At 64.2% G+C, this 17,831-nt stretch carries 16 protein-coding genes and 1 pseudogene; 8 read left to right on the plus strand and 9 right to left on the minus strand.

What is annotated here, in order from left to right:
• Positions 1 to 59: 59 nt before the first annotated feature.
• Positions 60 to 1,548 (minus strand): annotated as a pseudogene (locus EJ070_RS25180) (MDR family MFS transporter).
• Between the two features lie 222 nt (positions 1,549 to 1,770).
• On the minus strand, positions 1,771 to 2,391 hold the full coding sequence (locus EJ070_RS25185) for a DUF922 domain-containing protein (protein ID WP_126093772.1): 621 nt from the start codon (positions 2,389 to 2,391) through the stop codon (positions 1,771 to 1,773).
• 84 nt (positions 2,392 to 2,475) lie between these two features.
• On the opposite strand from EJ070_RS25185, the gene folP reads away from it, so the two are divergent.
• From folP to folK, 3 genes are read left to right on the plus strand one after another with little or no spacing between them, the layout of a single operon-like run.
• A complete protein-coding gene (folP, locus tag EJ070_RS25190) occupies positions 2,476 to 3,327 on the plus strand; it encodes a dihydropteroate synthase (RefSeq protein ID WP_126093773.1) in 852 nt (283 codons plus the stop codon).
• A gap of 2 nt (positions 3,328 to 3,329) precedes the next feature.
• Entirely contained in the window at positions 3,330 to 3,689 is a 360-nt protein-coding gene (gene folB / locus EJ070_RS25195; protein ID WP_126093774.1) for a dihydroneopterin aldolase, read from the plus strand.
• Positions 3,673 to 4,185, plus strand: coding sequence for a 2-amino-4-hydroxy-6-hydroxymethyldihydropteridine diphosphokinase (gene folK, locus EJ070_RS25200; RefSeq protein ID WP_126093775.1), 513 nt, complete (start codon positions 3,673 to 3,675; stop codon positions 4,183 to 4,185). Before folB ends, folK begins: the two co-directional genes overlap by 17 nt.
• A 10-nt stretch (positions 4,186 to 4,195) precedes the next feature.
• Here the strand turns inward: folK and EJ070_RS25205 are convergent, their stop codons facing one another.
• On the minus strand, positions 4,196 to 4,744 hold the full coding sequence (locus tag EJ070_RS25205; RefSeq protein WP_126093776.1) for a DUF924 family protein: 549 nt from the start codon (positions 4,742 to 4,744) through the stop codon (positions 4,196 to 4,198).
• A gap of 11 nt (positions 4,745 to 4,755) precedes the next feature.
• A complete protein-coding gene (locus tag EJ070_RS25210) occupies positions 4,756 to 6,591 on the minus strand; it encodes a monovalent cation:proton antiporter-2 (CPA2) family protein (protein WP_126093777.1) in 1,836 nt (611 codons plus the stop codon).
• Positions 6,592 to 6,732: 141 nt separating this feature from the next.
• Between EJ070_RS25210 and EJ070_RS25215 the strand changes: the two genes are divergently transcribed.
• From EJ070_RS25215 to EJ070_RS25225, 3 genes are all read left to right on the plus strand, one after another.
• Positions 6,733 to 7,716, plus strand: a complete 984-nt coding sequence (locus EJ070_RS25215) for an AraC family transcriptional regulator (RefSeq protein WP_126093778.1) — start codon at positions 6,733 to 6,735, stop codon at positions 7,714 to 7,716.
• A gap of 60 nt (positions 7,717 to 7,776) precedes the next feature.
• Entirely contained in the window at positions 7,777 to 8,985 is a 1,209-nt protein-coding gene (locus EJ070_RS25220) for an MFS transporter (protein WP_126093779.1), read from the plus strand.
• 285 nt (positions 8,986 to 9,270) lie between these two features.
• Positions 9,271 to 9,537 (plus strand): hypothetical protein, encoded by a 267-nt coding sequence (locus EJ070_RS25225; RefSeq protein ID WP_126093780.1) that lies wholly within the window; start codon positions 9,271 to 9,273, stop codon positions 9,535 to 9,537.
• A gap of 71 nt (positions 9,538 to 9,608) precedes the next feature.
• Here the strand turns inward: EJ070_RS25225 and EJ070_RS25230 are convergent, their stop codons facing one another.
• From EJ070_RS25230 to EJ070_RS25245, 4 genes are all read right to left on the minus strand, one after another.
• Complete coding sequence (locus EJ070_RS25230) at positions 9,609 to 10,163, minus strand: hypothetical protein (RefSeq protein ID WP_126093781.1); 555 nt, start codon at positions 10,161 to 10,163, stop codon at positions 9,609 to 9,611.
• A gap of 113 nt (positions 10,164 to 10,276) precedes the next feature.
• Positions 10,277 to 11,359 (minus strand): TIGR01620 family protein, encoded by a 1,083-nt coding sequence (locus tag EJ070_RS25235; RefSeq protein WP_126093782.1) that lies wholly within the window; start codon positions 11,357 to 11,359, stop codon positions 10,277 to 10,279.
• A complete protein-coding gene (locus EJ070_RS25240; RefSeq protein ID WP_126093783.1) occupies positions 11,356 to 12,825 on the minus strand; it encodes a YcjX family protein in 1,470 nt (489 codons plus the stop codon). Before EJ070_RS25240 ends, EJ070_RS25235 begins: the two co-directional genes overlap by 4 nt.
• A gap of 63 nt (positions 12,826 to 12,888) precedes the next feature.
• On the minus strand, positions 12,889 to 13,392 hold the full coding sequence (locus EJ070_RS25245; protein ID WP_126093784.1) for a histidine phosphatase family protein: 504 nt from the start codon (positions 13,390 to 13,392) through the stop codon (positions 12,889 to 12,891).
• Between the two features lie 246 nt (positions 13,393 to 13,638).
• On the opposite strand from EJ070_RS25245, the gene dksA reads away from it, so the two are divergent.
• Positions 13,639 to 14,055, plus strand: a complete 417-nt coding sequence (gene dksA / locus EJ070_RS25250; RefSeq protein WP_126093785.1) for an RNA polymerase-binding protein DksA — start codon at positions 13,639 to 13,641, stop codon at positions 14,053 to 14,055.
• A gap of 231 nt (positions 14,056 to 14,286) precedes the next feature.
• On the opposite strand, the gene EJ070_RS25255 is transcribed toward dksA, so the two are convergent.
• Positions 14,287 to 14,997 (minus strand): flagellar biosynthetic protein FliO, encoded by a 711-nt coding sequence (locus tag EJ070_RS25255; protein ID WP_126093786.1) that lies wholly within the window; start codon positions 14,995 to 14,997, stop codon positions 14,287 to 14,289.
• 222 nt (positions 14,998 to 15,219) lie between these two features.
• Here EJ070_RS25255 and EJ070_RS25260 point away from each other — a divergent pair, with 222 nt between their 5' ends.
• Positions 15,220 to 17,799 carry an ATP-binding protein gene (locus EJ070_RS25260; protein WP_126093787.1) on the plus strand — a complete coding sequence of 860 codons (2,580 nt, stop codon included), beginning with the start codon at positions 15,220 to 15,222 and terminating at the stop codon, positions 17,797 to 17,799.
• The last annotated feature ends 32 nt before the right edge of the window (positions 17,800 to 17,831 follow it).

Below are 17,831 nucleotides of genomic sequence, written 5' to 3' on the forward strand. Positions count from 1 at the left end.
CTCAGCGCTCTGCCGGTCGCTGAATTGCTCTGGCAGCTTGGCTCAAAAAGGCCGCGCGGCTACTCCGAGAGCACCGGCGCCGAATGCTCAGCCTGGCCCGCGTAACGGCTTTTCCGGCATCAACGCCAACGCGAGGAGCGCCAGGACAAGCGTGATGCCGGCGGTAAGGAAGATCATCACGAACGGCGTCACCGAGGTGACCTCGATGCGGGTGAGCGAGCCCTCGGCGGCTAAAGGCAAGCCGTAGCCGAGCGCAACGGCGCCGAGCATTGCGACGCCGAGCGCGCCGCCTAGCGAACGCAGGAACGTCAGCACCCCGGTCGCGACGCCGAGATGCGCGCGGTCGACCGCGTTCTGGACCGAAACCGTGCTGACCGGAAAAGTCGTTCCAGTGCCGATGCCGATCAAGGTCGTCAGGATCTCGACTTCGAGCAGCGAAGCTTGGCCCGCAATGGCGCTGAGCACGCCGATGCACAGGATCGCGAAGGTGATACCGAACATGGCGATGCGCTTGTAGTGGAAGAAGCGCGGGATGGTGCGGCCGCTGAAGGTGGCGCCGGCGACGGTGCCGAGGAGCAATCCGAGCATGGCCGTGCCGGACTCGCTGACCGAAAGCCCGACGACCGCCTGCAGATAAACCGGCAGATAGACCGAGATGCCAATGCTGGCCGCCTGCAGCAGGAACATCGACAATGTGCCGGCGAGCACGATCGGATTGCTCAGCACTTCGAGCGAGACCAACGGTTCGGCGGCGCGCAGCAGTCTGACCGCGAACAGCGCCCAGAACACGGCCGAGCAAGCCACCAGTCCAAGGACTTCCAGTGAGAACCACGGATAGGTGCTGCCGCCCCAGTTGAGCGCCAGGAGCAGCAGCGCCGTGGCGATCACCAGCAGCACGGCACCCAGCCCGTCGATGCGGTGGTGTTTCGCGGCGATCGGCAGCTTTTTCAGCGGCCTGTTGATGATCGCCATCGCCAGGAAGCCGAGCGGCAGGTTGATCCAGAAGATCAGCGACCAGTGCAGGTGCTCGGCGAAGGTGCCGCCAAGCAGAGGCCCGGCAACACTGGCGACGGCCCATGTGCCGGCAATCCAGGCCGCATAACGGGCCCGTTCACGCGGCGGCACGAGGTCGCCAATGACGGTCTGCGTCAGGGCGAACAGGCCACCGCCGCCAGCGCCCTGGATGGCGCGGCCGATGACCAGCACCAGCATGTTGGGGGCGAGAGCGCTGACCAGCGATCCCAGGAGAAAAATGAGCACGGCGGCATAGATGACCGGCCGGCGGCCATAGACATCGGAAATCTTGCCGTAGAGCGGCGCCATCGCGGTCGCCGTCAAAAGATAGCCGGTGACGATCCAGGGCAGGTATTCGGCATGGCCGAGCGCGCGGCCGATCGTCGGCAGGGCAGGGGCGACGATGGTCTGGTCAAGCGCCGCCAGAAGCATCGACAAAAGCACGCCGCCGATGATGGCATTCTTCTCGCTCTCGCTCATCAGTGGCGAGGTTGTCGTTCCCATCGTCGTGCGATTGTCGACGGTCTGGTCCATGCGTCATTCTTTCAAACAAAGGCTGGTTCGCGGTCCGCAAACGCGACCGGCTCGGGCGTCTTCCGCCTGTCGTTCGGGTCTCTTGTTCTTGAAGCCCGCCTGCCGGCGAACCCGATATATGTCGTTCGATATAGGCCGTTTTCGACCGCCGCTCGAAAGTTTTTCGAATCTGGCACCATGTTTAGGGCGGGATTGGCCTTCGCGGGGGCGCCGCTCCAACGATCAAGCCGGCGGCAATTGGCCGCTTTGGATGCGCTGCATCCGGTAGCGCAGAAGCCGGATGATCCGGCTTTCGAAGTTGACGCTTTCGACGCGGTCGAACTGCACCTGGGCGCGGTCGTGCCGGGCGAGGACGGCGGCCGAGATCTCGGCGGCCTTCGCCTTCGCGGCTTCGCAGGTCTTCTGCGGATAGGTCGCCCTCAGCGCATCCTCGAGTTCGCGCGCGTGGTTCTTGGCGATCTCGACATGGCGCTCCTCGTGGCGCTTGATGTCCGCCGACAGCGTGTCCCAGAACAGCCTGACTTCAGGATCGGCCTTGCGCGGCCGCCGCCATTCCGGAAGGATGACCTTGACCTTCACGGTAACCTGCGCATTGGCGATCCGGCAGGAATTCGCCGTCTGCGCGTAGCTGACGCGGGTGGTGAAAGCCATCTGCGTTGCGCCCGGGTGCCTGGAGCCGGTACTCTTCACCTCGGGGCCGTTTTTCGTCAGCTGCTTTTCGATATCGTCCAGCGTGCGGCCGGTGACGCTGAAATAGCTGTAGGTCTTCACCAGGCTGGCCGCGCCGGCCGGCATGACGGCGAGGATGAGCATCAGGGCGCAGAGCGGGGAGCGGTTCATCATGTTGCCTCTTCACGCACCTTGCTTTACGGCCGTTGCCGGCGCAACGAAATTGATTTCGCGCGGATCACACATGGTTGATGGACAATGACGACAAGGCGATGGCAGCTCGCGCATGGACGCCATCTCGACCTCGGCCCCAAGGCGGTCGTCGTCGGCATCCTCAACGTCACTCCGGACAGTTTTTCCGATGGCGGGCTGTTCATCGCCCCGGAGAAGGCGGTGGCGCAGGCGCGCCGCATGGTGGAAGAGGGGGCTGCCGTCATCGATGTCGGCGGGGAATCGACGCGTCCGGGTTTCGCACCGATCACCGCCGAGGAAGAGCAAGGGCGGGTGCTGCCGGTCATCGAGGCATTGGCGTCCTCGGGCAACGTCCTGATTTCGATCGACACTTATCGCGAGGATACCGCGCGGCGCGCCATTGCCGCCGGCGCGCATATCGTCAACGATGTCTGGGGCCTGCAGCGCGAGCCCGGCATAGCCCGTGTTGCCGCCGAGACCGGCGCGGGATTGATCATCATGCACACAGGCCGCGAGCGCCAGAAACTCCCGGACGTGATCGACGACCAGTTCCTGTTCCTGCGCAGATCGCTGGAGATCGCGCGCGCCAACTATGTTGCCGACGGCCAGATCGTGCTCGACGCCGGCTTCGGCTTCGCCAAGGAGACGACGGAGGAAAATCTCGATCTGATGGCGCGGTTTTCCGAACTCACAGCGCTCGGCTTTCCGCTGATGGCGGGGACGTCGCGGAAGCGTTTCATCGGCGGTGTCACGGGGCGCGAGCCTGCCGAGCGGGCCGTTGGAACGGCGGCCACCAGCGTCATCCTGCGGCTCAAAGGCGCCGACCTTTTTCGCGTCCACGATGTCGCAATCAACGTGGATGCGCTGGCGGTGGCCGATGCTATGCTGGCGCGAGAGAACCTTTCTTCCGGACGCTGAGCATGTATGTCATCCGCATGAAGAACTGCGCCTTCTTTGCCCGGCACGGCGTGCTGGACGAGGAGGAGACGCTCGGCCAGCGTTTCTATGTCGACGCCGAGCTGACCGTCGAGCCCAGCCGGCCGCTGGAGGACGATTCCATCGAGGACACCGTCAATTACGGCATCGCCTTCACGGTGATCGAGAAGATCGTGACCGGGCAGCGCCGTTTCCTGATCGAGGCGCTGGCGCTGGAAGTGGCGAAGGCGCTGGCGGCGCGGTTTCCGCAGATCAGGAAGGCCGAGATCACGGTGCGCAAGCCGAACGCCCCTGTACCGGGCGTGCTCGATCATGTCGAGGTGACCGTTGTCTGGCCAGAGTAGCGTCGTCTATCTCAGTCTCGGCGGCAATCTCGGCGACCCGGCGAAGTCCATGGCCGCGGCGCTGCGCATGCTGGATGGCGACGACAGGACGCGCGTCACCGCCGTCTCCTCGCTCTACCGCACGCCGCCATGGGGCAAGCTCGACCAGCCCGATTTCCTCAATGCCGCGGCTGCGATCGAAACGGCACTGTCGCCGCGCGCCTTGCTCGACCTTTGCCTGGACGTCGAAAGGCGGCTGAAGCGGGTGCGCGAGGAGCGCTGGGGACCGCGTCTGATCGACATCGACATCCTGGTGTTCGGCGATCGGGTGATCCACCAAACCGGGCTCGAGGTGCCGCATCCCCGCATGCTGGAGCGGGCCTTCGTGCTGGCGCCGCTGGCGGAGATCGCGCCCGGCCTCGCGGTCGGCGGCAGAAGCGTTTCGGAGCGGCTCGGCGCCGTCGATACATCGGGGATCGAGCGCCTGCCGTCCGGCCGGGAGTGGTGGCTAGGCTGAGCCGCCGAATTCAGCCGGAGAAGCCGCCGCCATCGAGAAATGCCTTTTCTTCCGCTGTCGTCTCGCGGCCCAGCATCCTGTTTCTATGCGGAAAGCGGCCAAAGCGCTGGATGATCTCCAGGTGCTCCCTGGCGTATTTGAGATAGTCCGGGGCCTTGGCTGTGGTGAGTTCCACCGACCGCTGCTGATCGGCGAGCGATTCCGAATGCTCGAAGGGCAGATAGAGGAAAACGCGCAAGGCCTGGTCGAGCGCCAGGTCATGGCCGGCGGCGATCGCCCTGTCGGCGAAATGCCTGGCCAGCGGATCGGTCGCATACATGTGTCCGGTACCGCGGAAGCAATTGCGCGGGAACTGGTCGAGCAGGATCATCAGCGCCAGAGATCCTTCGGCGTGCGCGTTCCAGTCGTCGCATTCGCGCCGCGCGACGGCATGGTGCAGGCCGAGGAAGCGATTGCGCAAATCCGCGTCGAACGCGTCGTTCTTCTCGAACCAGGCGTCCTCGCCGGCATCGCGCCAGAATTTGGTGACGGAAAGCGCCCGCGCGTCGAGCTCTGACATGCATTACCCTTTCAGCTCTTCGTCTCTGCCTTGTTCAGCACGCCGGCCGTCTCTTCGTTCAGCGCCCGGCCGGCGCGGCGTGGCTGGGTCAGCGGCGTCGGGATCGGCGTGCCGATATTGCCTTTGAGGAAACGCTGGCCGGCGCGCACGCCCTCGGCCAGTTGCGTTTCGAAACGGGCGGTGTCGCGGCGCCGGACGTCCTCGATGACATCGGCGACCTCTTCCGGGTCGACGCCCAGCGCTTCCAGCGCCGAGCCGCCGAAGACCAGCGCCGATTCGAAGGTTTCGCGCAGCTGATAGTCGACGCCGGCGCGGATGAGCTGCAGCGCGGTTCCCCGGTCGAAGGCACGTGCCATAACGGTGACCAACGGGAATTCGGACTTGATCAGTTGCGCGATGCGCACGGCTGCGTCCGGCTTGTCGACGCAGATCAACACGGCGCGCGCCCGGCCGGCGCCGGCCGCATGCAGGATGTCGAGCCGGGTGCCGTCGCCGTAATAGACCTTGAAGCCGAAATCGGCCGCCGCCTGGATCATCTCGACCTCGTTGTCGATGATCGAGACGTCGAGACCGCGCAGAAGCAATGGCTGGCTGGCGATCTGGCCGAAGCGGCCGAAGCCGATGATCAGCACGCTGCCGGTGAGGCCGTCGGCGATGTCGACACCTTCCAGCGATTGCTCGTCGCGCGGCGTGAGGTAGCGCAGCGCCACGATTGCCAACGGCGTCAGCACCATCGAGATGATGATGATGGCGGTCAGCGTGGCGTTGGCCTGGCCGTCGATGATGCCGACCGCGGCCGCCGAGGAATAGAGCACGAAGGCGAACTCACCGCCTTGCGCCATGAAGACGGCGCGCTCGAGCGCTTCGCGGTGGCCGCTCTTGAGCATGCGCGCGACGATGTAGATGCCGAGCGCTTTCATGATCATGTAGGCGACGACATAGATGGCGACGAGCCGCCAGTTCCGGGCGACGACGCCGAGATCGAGCGACATGCCGACGGCAAGGAAGAACAGGCCGAGCAGAATGCCGCGGAACGGCTCGATGTCGGCTTCGAGCTGATGGCGGAAGGTCGATTCGGAGAGCAGCACGCCGGCGAGGAAAGCGCCCATCGCCATCGACAGGCCGGAAAGCTGCATGGCTAGAGCCGACCCAAGCACCACGAGCAGCGCCGCGGCCGTCATCACCTCGCGGGCGCGGGCATCGGCCAGGATGCGGAAGAGCGGGTTGAGCAGATAGCGTCCTGCCACCACCAGCCCGACGATTGCCGCGACGCCGATGCCAACCTCGGTGAACCGTTCGGACAGGCTGGTGTCGGCGCCGCCCGGCGCCAGGAACGCGACGAGTGCCAGAAGTGGCACGATCATCAGGTCTTCGAGCAGGAGGATCGAGACGATGCGCTGGCCCTTGGGCGTGGCGATCTCGCCGCGTTCCTCGAGAAGTTGCATGACGATAGCCGTCGAGGTCAGGACGAAGCCGGCGCCGGCGACGAAGGACTGAGCGATCGGAAAACCTCCGGCGAGTCCGACGCCGGTCAGAAGCAGGGCGCAGACGCCGACCTGCAGCGCGCCGAGCCCAAAGATCTCGCGGCGCAGGCCCCAGAGCCGCGACGGCTGCATTTCGAGGCCGATGATGAACAGGAACATGACGACGCCAAGCTCGGCGACATGAAGGATGGCCTCCGATTCGGAAAAAACGCGTAGGCCGAACGGCCCGATGACCACGCCCGCCGCCAGATAGCCGAGGATGGAGCCCAGCCCCATGCGCTTGAAGATCGGCACGGCGACCACGCCGGCAGCAAGCAGCGCCACCACCTGTACGAGATCGCTGCTCGATGCTTCAGCCGCCATGCCAATCATCCCGTTGTTTCGAAGCACTCCTTGCATGCAGCGGGAGCGGGAGGCAAGGGCGGGAGGCCTGCCAGGAAGGGTAGGGTGCCGTTGAAGCGGCCTCCGCTTGCTTGCCGGACGCTTGGCATCTATAAAAGCCAAATGCCTGACTATTCGTCCCGCCCGCCTCCACATATCCCGATGGATGCGCTCAGCGAAGTCCTGCAAGACTTTCACCTGAGTGGCGTCAACTATGGCCGCTGCGAGCTCCGACATCCATGGAGCATCGCCTTTCCGCAACAGCCACTGCTTCGCTTTCACTTTGTCGGCCAGGGTCCGTGCTGGATTTATACCGAAGCGGAGGGCTGGCAGGAGTTGCGCGACGGCGATCTGGCGCTGCTGCCGCAAGGCATCGCCCATCGGCTGGCCAGTGCGCCGGACGTTGTCGGCGATTCGCTCGAGGGTTGCCAGGTGAACAAGTTGGGGAGCAATGTCTGCGAAGTGGTGCGGGAAGGGACAGGCCCGACAAGCACCCTTTTCTGCGGCTCCATGGCCTTGGGCGTCTGTGCGCTCAATCCACTGATCGCGTTGATGCCGCCGATCATCAAAGGGTGCGACGTGGCTGGCAACGATCCGGTCGTCGGCCCTTTGCTGGCGGCTATGACGGCGGAGGCCGCGCAACCGCAGATGGGCAGCGCCACCATCTTGTCGCGCATGGCGGACTTGCTGACAGCCCGGCTCATCCGCTGCTGGGTCAATTGCACTGGAGCCTCGACCACCGGTTGGCTCGCCGCTATCCGCGACCCCCATATCGGCCGCGCGCTGGCGGCCATGCACCGAGACCCCGGCTATAACTGGACCTTGGAAAGCCTTGCTAGCCTGGCAGGCCAATCGCGGTCGATTTTCGCCGAGCGCTTCAGCGCTGTATTAGGGGAGGGTGCTGCACGCTATCTCGCCCGTCTGCGTATGCAGCTTGCCCGCGAGTTGCTGGGGCAAAACGGCTTGTCGGTTGCCGAGGTCGCTGCCCGTTTGGGCTATGATAGCGAAGCATCCTTCGCGCGCGCGTTCAAGCGCATCACCAACGTCTCGCCAGGCGTTGTGCGTCGCACAATTCCCGGACGAATGGACATGAATTTCGGATTTTAAGATACATATCATCCGAAAGGACTCGTCTATTGAAGACCTCCAGACCTTGGAGATCTTTCAGTGACAGACACAACATTACAGCTTGAAGACGCAGCGATTGACGTCGATGCCGCCGCGCCAACCGCGTGGAACGCAGCCACGTGGTTCGCGGTCTTTTCATTGGCGGCCACCAGCTTTGCCCTGGTGTCAGCCGAATTCCTGCCGGCAGGTCTGCTGACGCCAATGGCGCGCGATCTCGGCATCAGCGAAGGAACGGCCGGACAGGTCGTCACCGCCACCGCTTCGGTCGGCGCTGTGACGGCCATGTTGAGCAATGTTCTCATCGGCCGACTGAACCGCAAGACGGTGCTGGTTGTCCTCAGCGCCTTGGCGGTCGGTTCCAACCTCGTTGCAGCGCTAGCGCCCAATTTCTGGCTGTTGCTGTTGGGCCGGGCCGGGCTCGGAATCGCTCTCAGCGCATTCTGGGCACTCTCGGTTGCCGTTGTGGCCAGGCTGGTTGGCGCCAATGCGACAGGTCGGGGCATGGCTATCGTCACCCTCGGCGTCTCGCTCGCCACCATTGCCGCACCATCTGCGGGTGCGTTGATCAGCGACTGGCTGGGATGGCGCAGCGCCATGGCCTTGACAGCGGGGCTGGCCGTGATTGCCATGCTGCTGCAGTGGCTTAGCCTGCCAACCCTGCCTGCCACAGCCAGCAATAGCCTCGCGGATGTATTTCGGCTGACACGGCGGCGTGGCATTCAACTCGGCATGCTGGCCATTCTTTTGCTGATGACAGGGCATTTTGCCGGGTCCGTCTATGTACGCCCCTTCCTCGAACATGTGACACTCCTTGCAACCGGGCCAATTGCCCTGGCGCTGCTTGGATTTGGCGTCGCCGCTGTGATCGGCAATATTGCCGGCGGCCGCATGGCCGATGCCAATATCCGCATGGCTCTCGTGGGCAACGCCGCGTTGATGGCGTTTGCGGCGCTGGCATTGGTGCTTTGGGGCGTGCACATCGCCGTTGCCTTCGGATTCGTCACGCTTTGGGGCCTGGCATTCGGCATGGCGCCGGTGGTGCTGCCGACCAATCTGTCCCGCGCGGCACCTGATGCGCTGGAGGCAGCGGGTAGCTTGATGGTCGTCTCTTTCCAGGTTGCCATCACCATCGGCGCGGTTGTCGGCGGCTATGTCGTGGACACCTATGGTGCCTCGGGGCCTTTGACCCTTACCGTCGTCCTTGCCGCATCGACACTCATGCTGGCGCTGCTACAGCCTCGTAGGTGAACTTTGCTACAACTGACCTAAAGCGCGTCGCGTGAGGCCGTTCAGACGCGACGCGCTTTAGGTTGTTGTCTTTATGCATGTCGTTGTCCCAAAACCGCTGCGCACCTTTGGGCGACATGCATTGGGCGGCCTGAATCCGGAACGCCGCGATATTGCAGCTTCGTTACACAAGTTTACGCGGCCCGGTCGTTGCGTGCCGCCACAATCAGAGGTTAAGCACGATCGGCTTTGGCCATTGGGAGGTGGCGGCGATGGGCCGCCGCCTTTTTTGAGGAGATGATTGACATGAAGAAGTTTTTGCTCGTCGCCGTGGGTGTTGCGGCGCTGGCCGTTTCGGCCTGTTCGAAGGGACCGGAGTGCACGCAGGAGATGGCCACCAAGAAGGCGCAGGACATGGCTGCCGCGCTTCAGGAAGCGATCACCAAGGATCCGAGCAAGGCGGCTGATCTGACGGCCAAGGTGCAGGCCGTGACGACGAAATACCAGAACGCCACGACACTCGACGAAGCCTGCAAGGCCTACGACGAAGTGACCGCCGCCATCAAGGGGTGAGCGAAGTCGTCAAATGGAGAGGCGGCAGCCCTTGGCTGCCGCCTTTTGCTTGCCTGGCCGAGGGCGCCTGCTCAGTTCTTGGCGATTGAACCGACTTCGACCGTGTCGACCCGCTTCAGGCTCATGCCGATGACCGGAACCAGCTGCTTGTTGACACGCACGGCCACCGTCACAGTCATCGAATTGTCGTCGGGGATACGGGCCTGCATAACGCCGTTCAACTGATTGCGGTTGATGGTGAAGACCACCTTCTGCGGATCGACGACATTGCCGCCGATGATGTCGAGCCCGTTGCCGGTCGAGCCGCCCATGAAATTGCCCTTGTAGCCTTCGCGGCCCTTGCGCTCGACGGAGGCCGACATCTTCTGCGTGAACACGCCGACCCGGCAGTCGCCGTCGAGCGTCATTCCGACCTTGCCATCAGGCGTGGAGCCGTTGAAATTGCAGGTGAATTTCGTGCCCTTGTATTTGCCGGCGATGATCTCGCCCGGGCCGATCCACTTGCCTTCCACGGAGCGAAAGAACTGCTTGTCCGGCTCTGCTCCAAGGGCTTTTCCGACGAGGCCGAGCGGTGCGGCTACTGCAACCGTCAGAGGCAGGACGCAGGACAAGATCACGCTTTTCATGGACGACACCCGGCACAACAGAGTCTGTATCTTGGGACAGAAACGACCATGAAGAAGATTGGTTAATGCTTCGTCACTGGCGGCCTTTTCGCTGTTTACCTTACTGCCCGGTCTTATTGGTCGCTCTGGCCATCCTTCCGGGTCGCGAACGAGGTCAGCGCCGAGAGGAAATCGCCAAGTCCGGGGCGCTTGATCGCGATGAACGGCAGCGGGCGCGCCGTTTCCATCGCCGCAATGCCGATGCGCGCCGTCATCATGCCGTTGACCACGCCTTCGCCGAGCTTTGCGGAGAGCTTCGCCGCAAGGCCGTGGCCGATGATCTGCTGCACGAAACTGTCGCCGACCGCGATCGAGCCGGTCACTGCGAGATGAGCGAGCACGCCGCGCGCCAGCCGGAGGAAACCGAGCGTGCCGGGGCGGCCGCCATAAAGCTCCGAGAGGCGCCGGATCAGCCTGCCGGCCTCGAACACGACATAGGCGACGTCGACGAGCGCGCGCGGGCTGACCGCCGTCACCAGCGAGACACGCTTCGCCGCTTCGAGGATCATCGTCTTGGCGCGGGCATCGAGCGGCGACAGGATCTCGGTCTCGGCGAGCCGCACCAGATTGCCGCCGTCGATGATCTCGCCGCGCAGCTCGGCGAGCGAGCGCCGCCCGGCCGCGGTCTCCGGTTTTGCCGCGACGAAGGCTGAAAGCTCGTCGACCAGGGCGCGCGCGGCCTTGGGGTCGTCGCGCGCCACGGCATCCAGGGCCTGCCGCTGCAGCTTCTCGACTTCGGCGAGGCGTGCAATGGCCAGGAATTCGCGGAGGAGGATGACGAGCAGCGACAAAAGCGCGATCGCCGCCATGCCGGCCGCCAGCCAGCCCAGCCATTCGGCGCGCGCGAAGAGATCGCGGATGAGCTGGTCTGTCCACAAGCCCACCGCGAGCGAGACAAGCACGCCGAGGGCGCCGAAAAACAGGCGGGCGAGCAGCGAGCGCTTTCTTGGCGCCGTGGCCGGCGGTGGCGCCGCCTGCTCGATGTCCGGCTCGTCGAAGACGTCGATTTCCGAAGGAATGACGACAGCGACATCGGACCTTGCTGCTTGCGGTTTGCGCGCGGGCCGTTCGTCGGCGCGATGCTTCCGCGCCGCCTCCTGCCTCGGCGCTGGCTCGGGTTCGATGCGGAAGGCGGCCGGTTTGCGGGGCGCGGTCATGCCAGACGATCTCCGATCAGGAACTGCAGCGCGCGGTCGAGCCGGATATGCGACAAAGAAAGCGTGACGCCTTCGGCCGTGCGCTCGAGCTTCGGCGGACGGAACCGCACGAAGCGGATCGCCGGTTCGTTGTTTTCCGGCTGCGATCCGGAAAGGTCGAATACAGCATCAACTTTCTCCGGCAAGTCACCGGGAAATATGGCCGTTTCGGTTTTGCCGTCGAATGTTTCGCCGTCGATCTTCTCGTCTTTCAGCGGCGTGCCGATGATCACCGGCAATGTCTCGCGGCCTTGCTTGACCGTTCCCTCGCGGGTCGAGCGCACCGCCGCCATGGCGACCACGTCGACATCGGCGCCGCTGAAATTGGCTCGCGCGACGGCCCGGTCCGCCAGCCTGCGCACGATGGCCTGCAGCCGGTCATGGCTTTCATGGTGCAGTTGGTCGGCCTTGGTCGCCGCCACCAGGATGCGGTCGATGCGCCTGGAAAGCAGGTCGGTGACGAAATTGCCCCGGCCGGGCCGAAAACAGGAGAGGATTTCCGTGACGGCCCGTTCGAGATCGGCCATGGCGGCCGGGCCGGCGTTGAGCGCCTGCATGGCGTCGATCAGCACGATCTGCCGGTCGAGGCGGGTGATGTGCTCGCGAAAGAACGGTTTCACGACATGCGTCTTGTAGGCCTCGTAGCGCCGCTCCATCATCGCCTGCAGCGATCCGGAGCGCCGCCGTTCGGACAACCTCGTCAGCGGGGCGAAGGTCAGCGCGGGCGAGCCTTCGAGATCGCCCGGCATCAGGAAGCGACCAGGCGGCAGCGTGGAGAGCGCTCGCTCGTCGAGCTTGCAGGCCTTGAGATAAGCGGCGAAGCTTTCGGCGAGGTGGCGCGCCGTCATCTCGTCGGCGTCGGCGTCCGGATTGATGGCGCAAGCCAGTTCGCGCCATGCCTGCGAAAGGTCGGAGCGCACGGGCAGGGCCGCCAACTCGACCGCCTCGCGCGAAAAATCGGCGAAGGATTTGCCGAGAAGCGGCAGGTCGAGCAGCCATTCGCCGGGATAATCGACGATATCGACCGACAGCTTTCCGGCCGAAAACAGGCGGTTCCAGCCGGAGGCCGATTCGTATTCGATGGTAAGCCTCAATTCGGAAATGGCACGCGTCGAATCCGGCCAGACGCGGTCGTTGACCAGGGCAGCGATGTGGTCCTCGTACTGGAAGCGCGGAACGGCGTCGTCCGGTTGCTCCTCGAGGAAGGCGCGGGCGATGCGGCCGGACTTCTGCGCCTCGAACAGCGGCAGCCGCCCGCCATGGATCAGGTTGTGGACCAAAGCGGAGATGAAAACCGTCTTGCCGGCACGGGAGAGGCCGGTGACGCCGAGGCGCAGCGATGGAGAGAAGAGCCCGGCGGCGCGGCCCGACAATGTGTCGAGCGCAATTCTCGCCTCGTCGGTAAAGGTGGTCAGTGATGGTGCCAAATCTGCCTCTGGGTCGCCCGTCAGGGGCCGATATAGGCGCTGGAGCCGCCGTTTGTAATGGCGTCAGAGATCGGCGGGGGTGAGAAAGGCTTCGAGATAGCCGTTGCCCTGAGCCGCCTCGGCGAGATTGCCGGGAAAACGCACGACGGCGAGGCCGGAGGTGGGAAAGCCATGGTTTAGCGTGCCGCGCGCGGCCTCGTCGCCGTCGCCGGATACCGCCATGGCGAGATCCTCCGTCATGGGATTGTGGCCGATCACCAGCAAGGAGCCGGCCCCGCCATTCTTGCGGATGATGTCGAGATAGCCGGCCGCATCCTCGCTGTAGAGTGTGTCGAAGAACATGACCCGACCGGTGTCGGTGCGGCCCGCCAGGCCTTCCAGCGTCTGCCGCGCCCGCTTGGCATTGGAACAGAGCGTGATATCCGGCACATAATTGCGGGCCCGCATGGCATCGCCCATCACCTCGGCATCGGCCATGCCCGATTCGTCGAGCGGACGATCGAAATCGCGCACACCGGGCAGCGCCCATCCGGCCTTGGCATGCCTCAATAGATAAAGTCTGCTCAACCGGACCCTCGTGGTGCTGACCTCGCAGCGCGATTAGTCACCAGAACGGTGTCAAGCACAATGGTCGACAGCCAGCAACGGCACCGAATCATGGATGAATTCGATCCAAGCCGTTCAAACAAAGGAGGCGGCGAGGCGCCATCGGTGCGAGACTAACAAATGCGTGAAACTGTTATCGTTTACGCTTGTGCAGGGCCTTGTCGACGAATATATAGGCGCCAAATTTGGGGTTGTTGGGTGAGTCGAATGAACGATATCGCTACCGCCGATTACGTACCCTCCGAAGACGAGCCGTTCATGAACGAACGGCAGAAATCTTACTTTCGCATGAAGCTTATCACCTGGAAGAACGATATCCTCCGGGAAGCGCGTGAAACCCTCGAAATCCTCCAGCAAGAAAACGCCAATCATCCCGACCTAGCCGACCGCGCCTCTTCCGAAACCGACCGTGCCATCGAATTGCGTGCTCGCGATCGCCAACGCAAGCTCATCTCGAAAATCGATTCCGCGCTGCAGCGCATCGACGAAGGCACCTACGGCTATTGCGAGGAAACCGGCGAGCCGATCGCGCTGAAGCGGCTCGACGCCCGCCCCATCGCGACGCTGTCGATCGAAGCGCAGGAGCGTCACGAGCGCCGCGAGAAGGTCTACCGCGACGACTGATGCAGGCAGGCTGGAATTTGTGAAAATGGCCGGGATTCCCGGCCATTTTGTTTTGAGGAGCTTTTTGCCGGAAAGTGTTGGAGAACGGGCGTCCGCCGATTGCAGCGCGGCTGGAACGGTTCAGCGGTTCTTGGAATCGCTGAACTGCTCCAACCGTTTGTTTTCACGCAATTCCGGACGGAAAACCGCTACGCACTTTTCCTGGAATTGCTCTCGAAGGCCGTTGCCGGATCAGCGCTTGTGGCTGGCAAGCTCGCCGAGAAGCTTGGTCATCTCGTCATCGAGCGAAGGCTTGGCCGCCGGCGTTCCGGTCGCCGGCTTGGGGTGCGACTCGTCCAGCGATGCCTCGAGTTCGTGCATCAGCGTGTCGTCGATCGAATCGTTGGAGGGCGGCGGCGGGGAATGCCGGACGCTGCCGTTGCCCGTTCCATAGGCGGGGAGCGGCATGACTTTCGCGGTGGCCGGGTGGGTCGGCGCAACCGGCCTGGGCGCGGGGCTCGCCGTACGCGGGCGGGCGGGCTCGGCGACTGGAGCTGGCGCTGGTGACTGCCTTGCGGGTGCGGGCACCGGCTGAGGCGCGCGCGGGCGAGGGGCGGCAGCCTGTTGCTGGCCGCTGTCGCCAGTCAGCGCCGGACGGCGGGGCGCTGCCAGCCTTATGTCGCGCTCGACCACGACATCCGTCGGACCGCCGATCAGGATCAGGTGCTCGATATCGTCGCGCCGCACCAGAACAAGCCTGCGATGGCTGTCGACGGCGGTAGCGTCCATGACGGCGAGCCGCGTCTTGCGGTTCCTGCCGCCGGCAACGAAAGTGCCGAATGTCAGGTTGCGGACGACCTTGATGACGAGAAGGACGACGACCAGCAGGATAAGGGCTGCAAACGTCCACAGGATTGCAGCGACATAACCCGGACCCGCCACGCTATCCAGCCACTGCAGCATCGGTGCACCCAATCGCCTTCCTGAGGTGACGCGACACTAGACCGTTGGGACTAGCGACCGCAAGTTCGCATCACTCATCGTGAACAGTTTGAAACATGAATCGGTTGGCCCGGCGTCATTTTTATCTGACATTTGCCGCCAAGGCCTTTTCCGCTACAGGAGAATGTGATTCAACCGGCCCGTTCGCGGGTGTCGGGCACCGGAATCACGAACAGGGGGCACATGGCCAAGGAAACGCGCGGCGATTTCTATCCGGTACCGATCGTCGACCAGAACACGCGTCCGGGTGCCGTCACCAGGCTCATCGTCTTCATCGTCGTTCTGACCGGCGCCGCAATTGTCTTCGGACTGTTCCGCGAGCGTCTGGGCGATCCGTTCCTGCTCGGCATGCTGGGCGTGCTCGCGATGATCGGCGTCGGCTTTCTGTTCGCCACCGCGATCGGCTTCGTGCAGATCGCGCCGCGCTCGACCAGCGACGAACTGTCGAAAGCCTTCGTCGATTCAATGTCTCAAGGTCTGCTGGTCACCGACACCAAGGGTCGGGTCGTCTATGCCAACCGGGCCTATGCCGACATGACAGGCGCCGCATCGGCGACTGATTTGAAGACGGTCGAGGGCCTGCTTTCCGACGTTCCCGAGGCCTCGATGACCATCTATCGGTTGGCCTCCGGACTGCGCGACGGTCAGGCCGGCGACGGTGAATTCCGGCTGGCGCAGTCGATCAAGCCCGGGGCCGAGCCTGGCGCGCGCTGGTACCGCGCCCGCGCCCGCGCTTTCAGCGTGCCGGGCGAGCGGCTGCCGATGCTCGCCTGGCAGATCGCGGACATCTCGCAGGAGCGGGCGGAGCAGGAGCGGTTCTTCCTCGACCTGCAAAAAGCGATAGACCACCTCGACCACGCGCCGGCCGGCTTCTTCTCCGCCGACCAGGAGGGCCGCGTCACCTACATCAACGCGACGCTCGCCGAATGGCTGGGCATCGACCTTGCCAGCTTCACTCCAGGCGCGGTGACGCTGCCGGAAATCGTCGCCGGCGACGGCATGGCGCTCGTCCGCTCGGTCAAGGCTGATCCCGGCACCACGCGCAACGCCGTCATCGACCTCGATCTCACGACAATGAGCGGCCAGGCGCTGCCGGTCCGCTTCATGCACCGCGTTTCGGCGAGCCGCGAGGGGGTGAACGGGCCGACCCGGACCATCGTGCTCAACCGCACCCAGGGCGAAGACGCTTCCGCCGATCTGCGCGCCTCGGAGGTCCGTTTCACCCGCTTCTTCAACTCGACGCCGATGGCGATTGCCGGCGTCGATGCCAGCGGACGCATCCTGCGCACCAACGCGCCGTTCCTGTCGCTGTTTTCATCCGTCGTCGACCGCGACGCCGTCGACCGGCGTGTGCGCTTCGAGAGCGTCGTGCATGAGCGCGACCGGCCGGCCTTTGCCGCCGCCTTCGAAAAGGCGCGACAGCGCCAGGCCAACATCGAGCCGATCGACTCGCTGCTGCCCGGCAATGACGAGCGCCACATCCGCTTCTACGTCAACGCTGTGGCCGACAGCGCCGGCGCCGAGGGGGCTGAGGAGTCGGCCATCGTCTACGCGGTCGAGACCACCGAACAGAAGGCGCTCGAGGGCCAGATGGCGCAGAGCCAGAAAATGCAGGCGGTCGGCCAGCTCGCCGGCGGCATCGCGCACGACTTCAACAACGTGCTCACCGCCATCATCATGGCATCAGACCTTTTGCTCACCAACCACCGTCCGTCGGATCCGTCCTTCCCCGACATCATGAACATCAAGCAGAACGCCAACCGCGCGGCGTCTCTGGTGCGACAATTGCTCGCCTTCTCGCGCAAGCAGACGCTGCGCCCGGAAGTGCTCAATCTGACCGATGTCCTGGCCGACCTCAGAATGCTGCTCGCCCGCCTCGTCGGCAACGACATCCGCCTGAAGATCGACCATGGTCGCGATCTGTGGCCGGTCAAGGTCGACATCGGCCAGTTCGAGCAGGTGGTGGTCAATCTCGCCGTCAATGCGCGCGACGCGATGCCCGCCGGCGGGGACCTTACGGTGCGCACCCGCAACGTCACGGGCGAGGAGTGCAAATCCTTTGCCTACCGGGAGCTCACGCCGGCCGATTATGTGCTGGTCGAGGTCGAGGATACCGGCAGCGGCATCGCGCCGGACGTACTGAAGAAGATCTTCGAGCCGTTCTTCACCACCAAGGAGGTCGGCAAGGGGACGGGCCTCGGCCTGTCGATGGTCTACGGCATCATCAAGCAGACCGGCGGCTTCATCTATTGCGATTCCGAGGTCGGCAAGGGGACGGTGTTCCGCATTTTCCTGCCGCGCCACGTCGCGGAGGTGAAGAAGGCGAGCGAGCCTGTCGAGACGGCGGCCGCCGCGGTGCCGGCCAAGCCGGTCGACACGGTGAAGGATCTCTCCGGTTCGGCCACGGTGCTTCTGGTCGAGGACGAGGATGCCGTCCGCATGGGCGGCGTCAGGGCGCTGACCTCGCGCGGCTACACCGTTCACGAAGCGTCCTCCGGCGTCGAGGCGCTGGAGGTCTTCGAGGCTCTCGGCGGCAAGGTCGACATCGTCGTGTCCGATGTGGTGATGCCGGAAATGGACGGACCGACGCTGCTCGGCGAGTTGCGCAAGCGCCAGCCGGATATCAAGTTCGTCTTCGTCTCCGGTTATGCAGAGGACGCCTTCGCCAAAAACCTGCCTGCCGACGCGCATTTCGGGTTCCTGCCCAAACCCTTCTCGCTCAAGCAACTGGCGACCATCGTCAAGGATGTGCTGGAATCCTAAAACAGCAACCGCTTGCACATTGCGGCGACCCT

The organism is Mesorhizobium sp. M1E.F.Ca.ET.045.02.1.1, assembly GCF_003952485.1.
GTDB lineage: Bacteria > Pseudomonadota > Alphaproteobacteria > Rhizobiales > Rhizobiaceae > Mesorhizobium.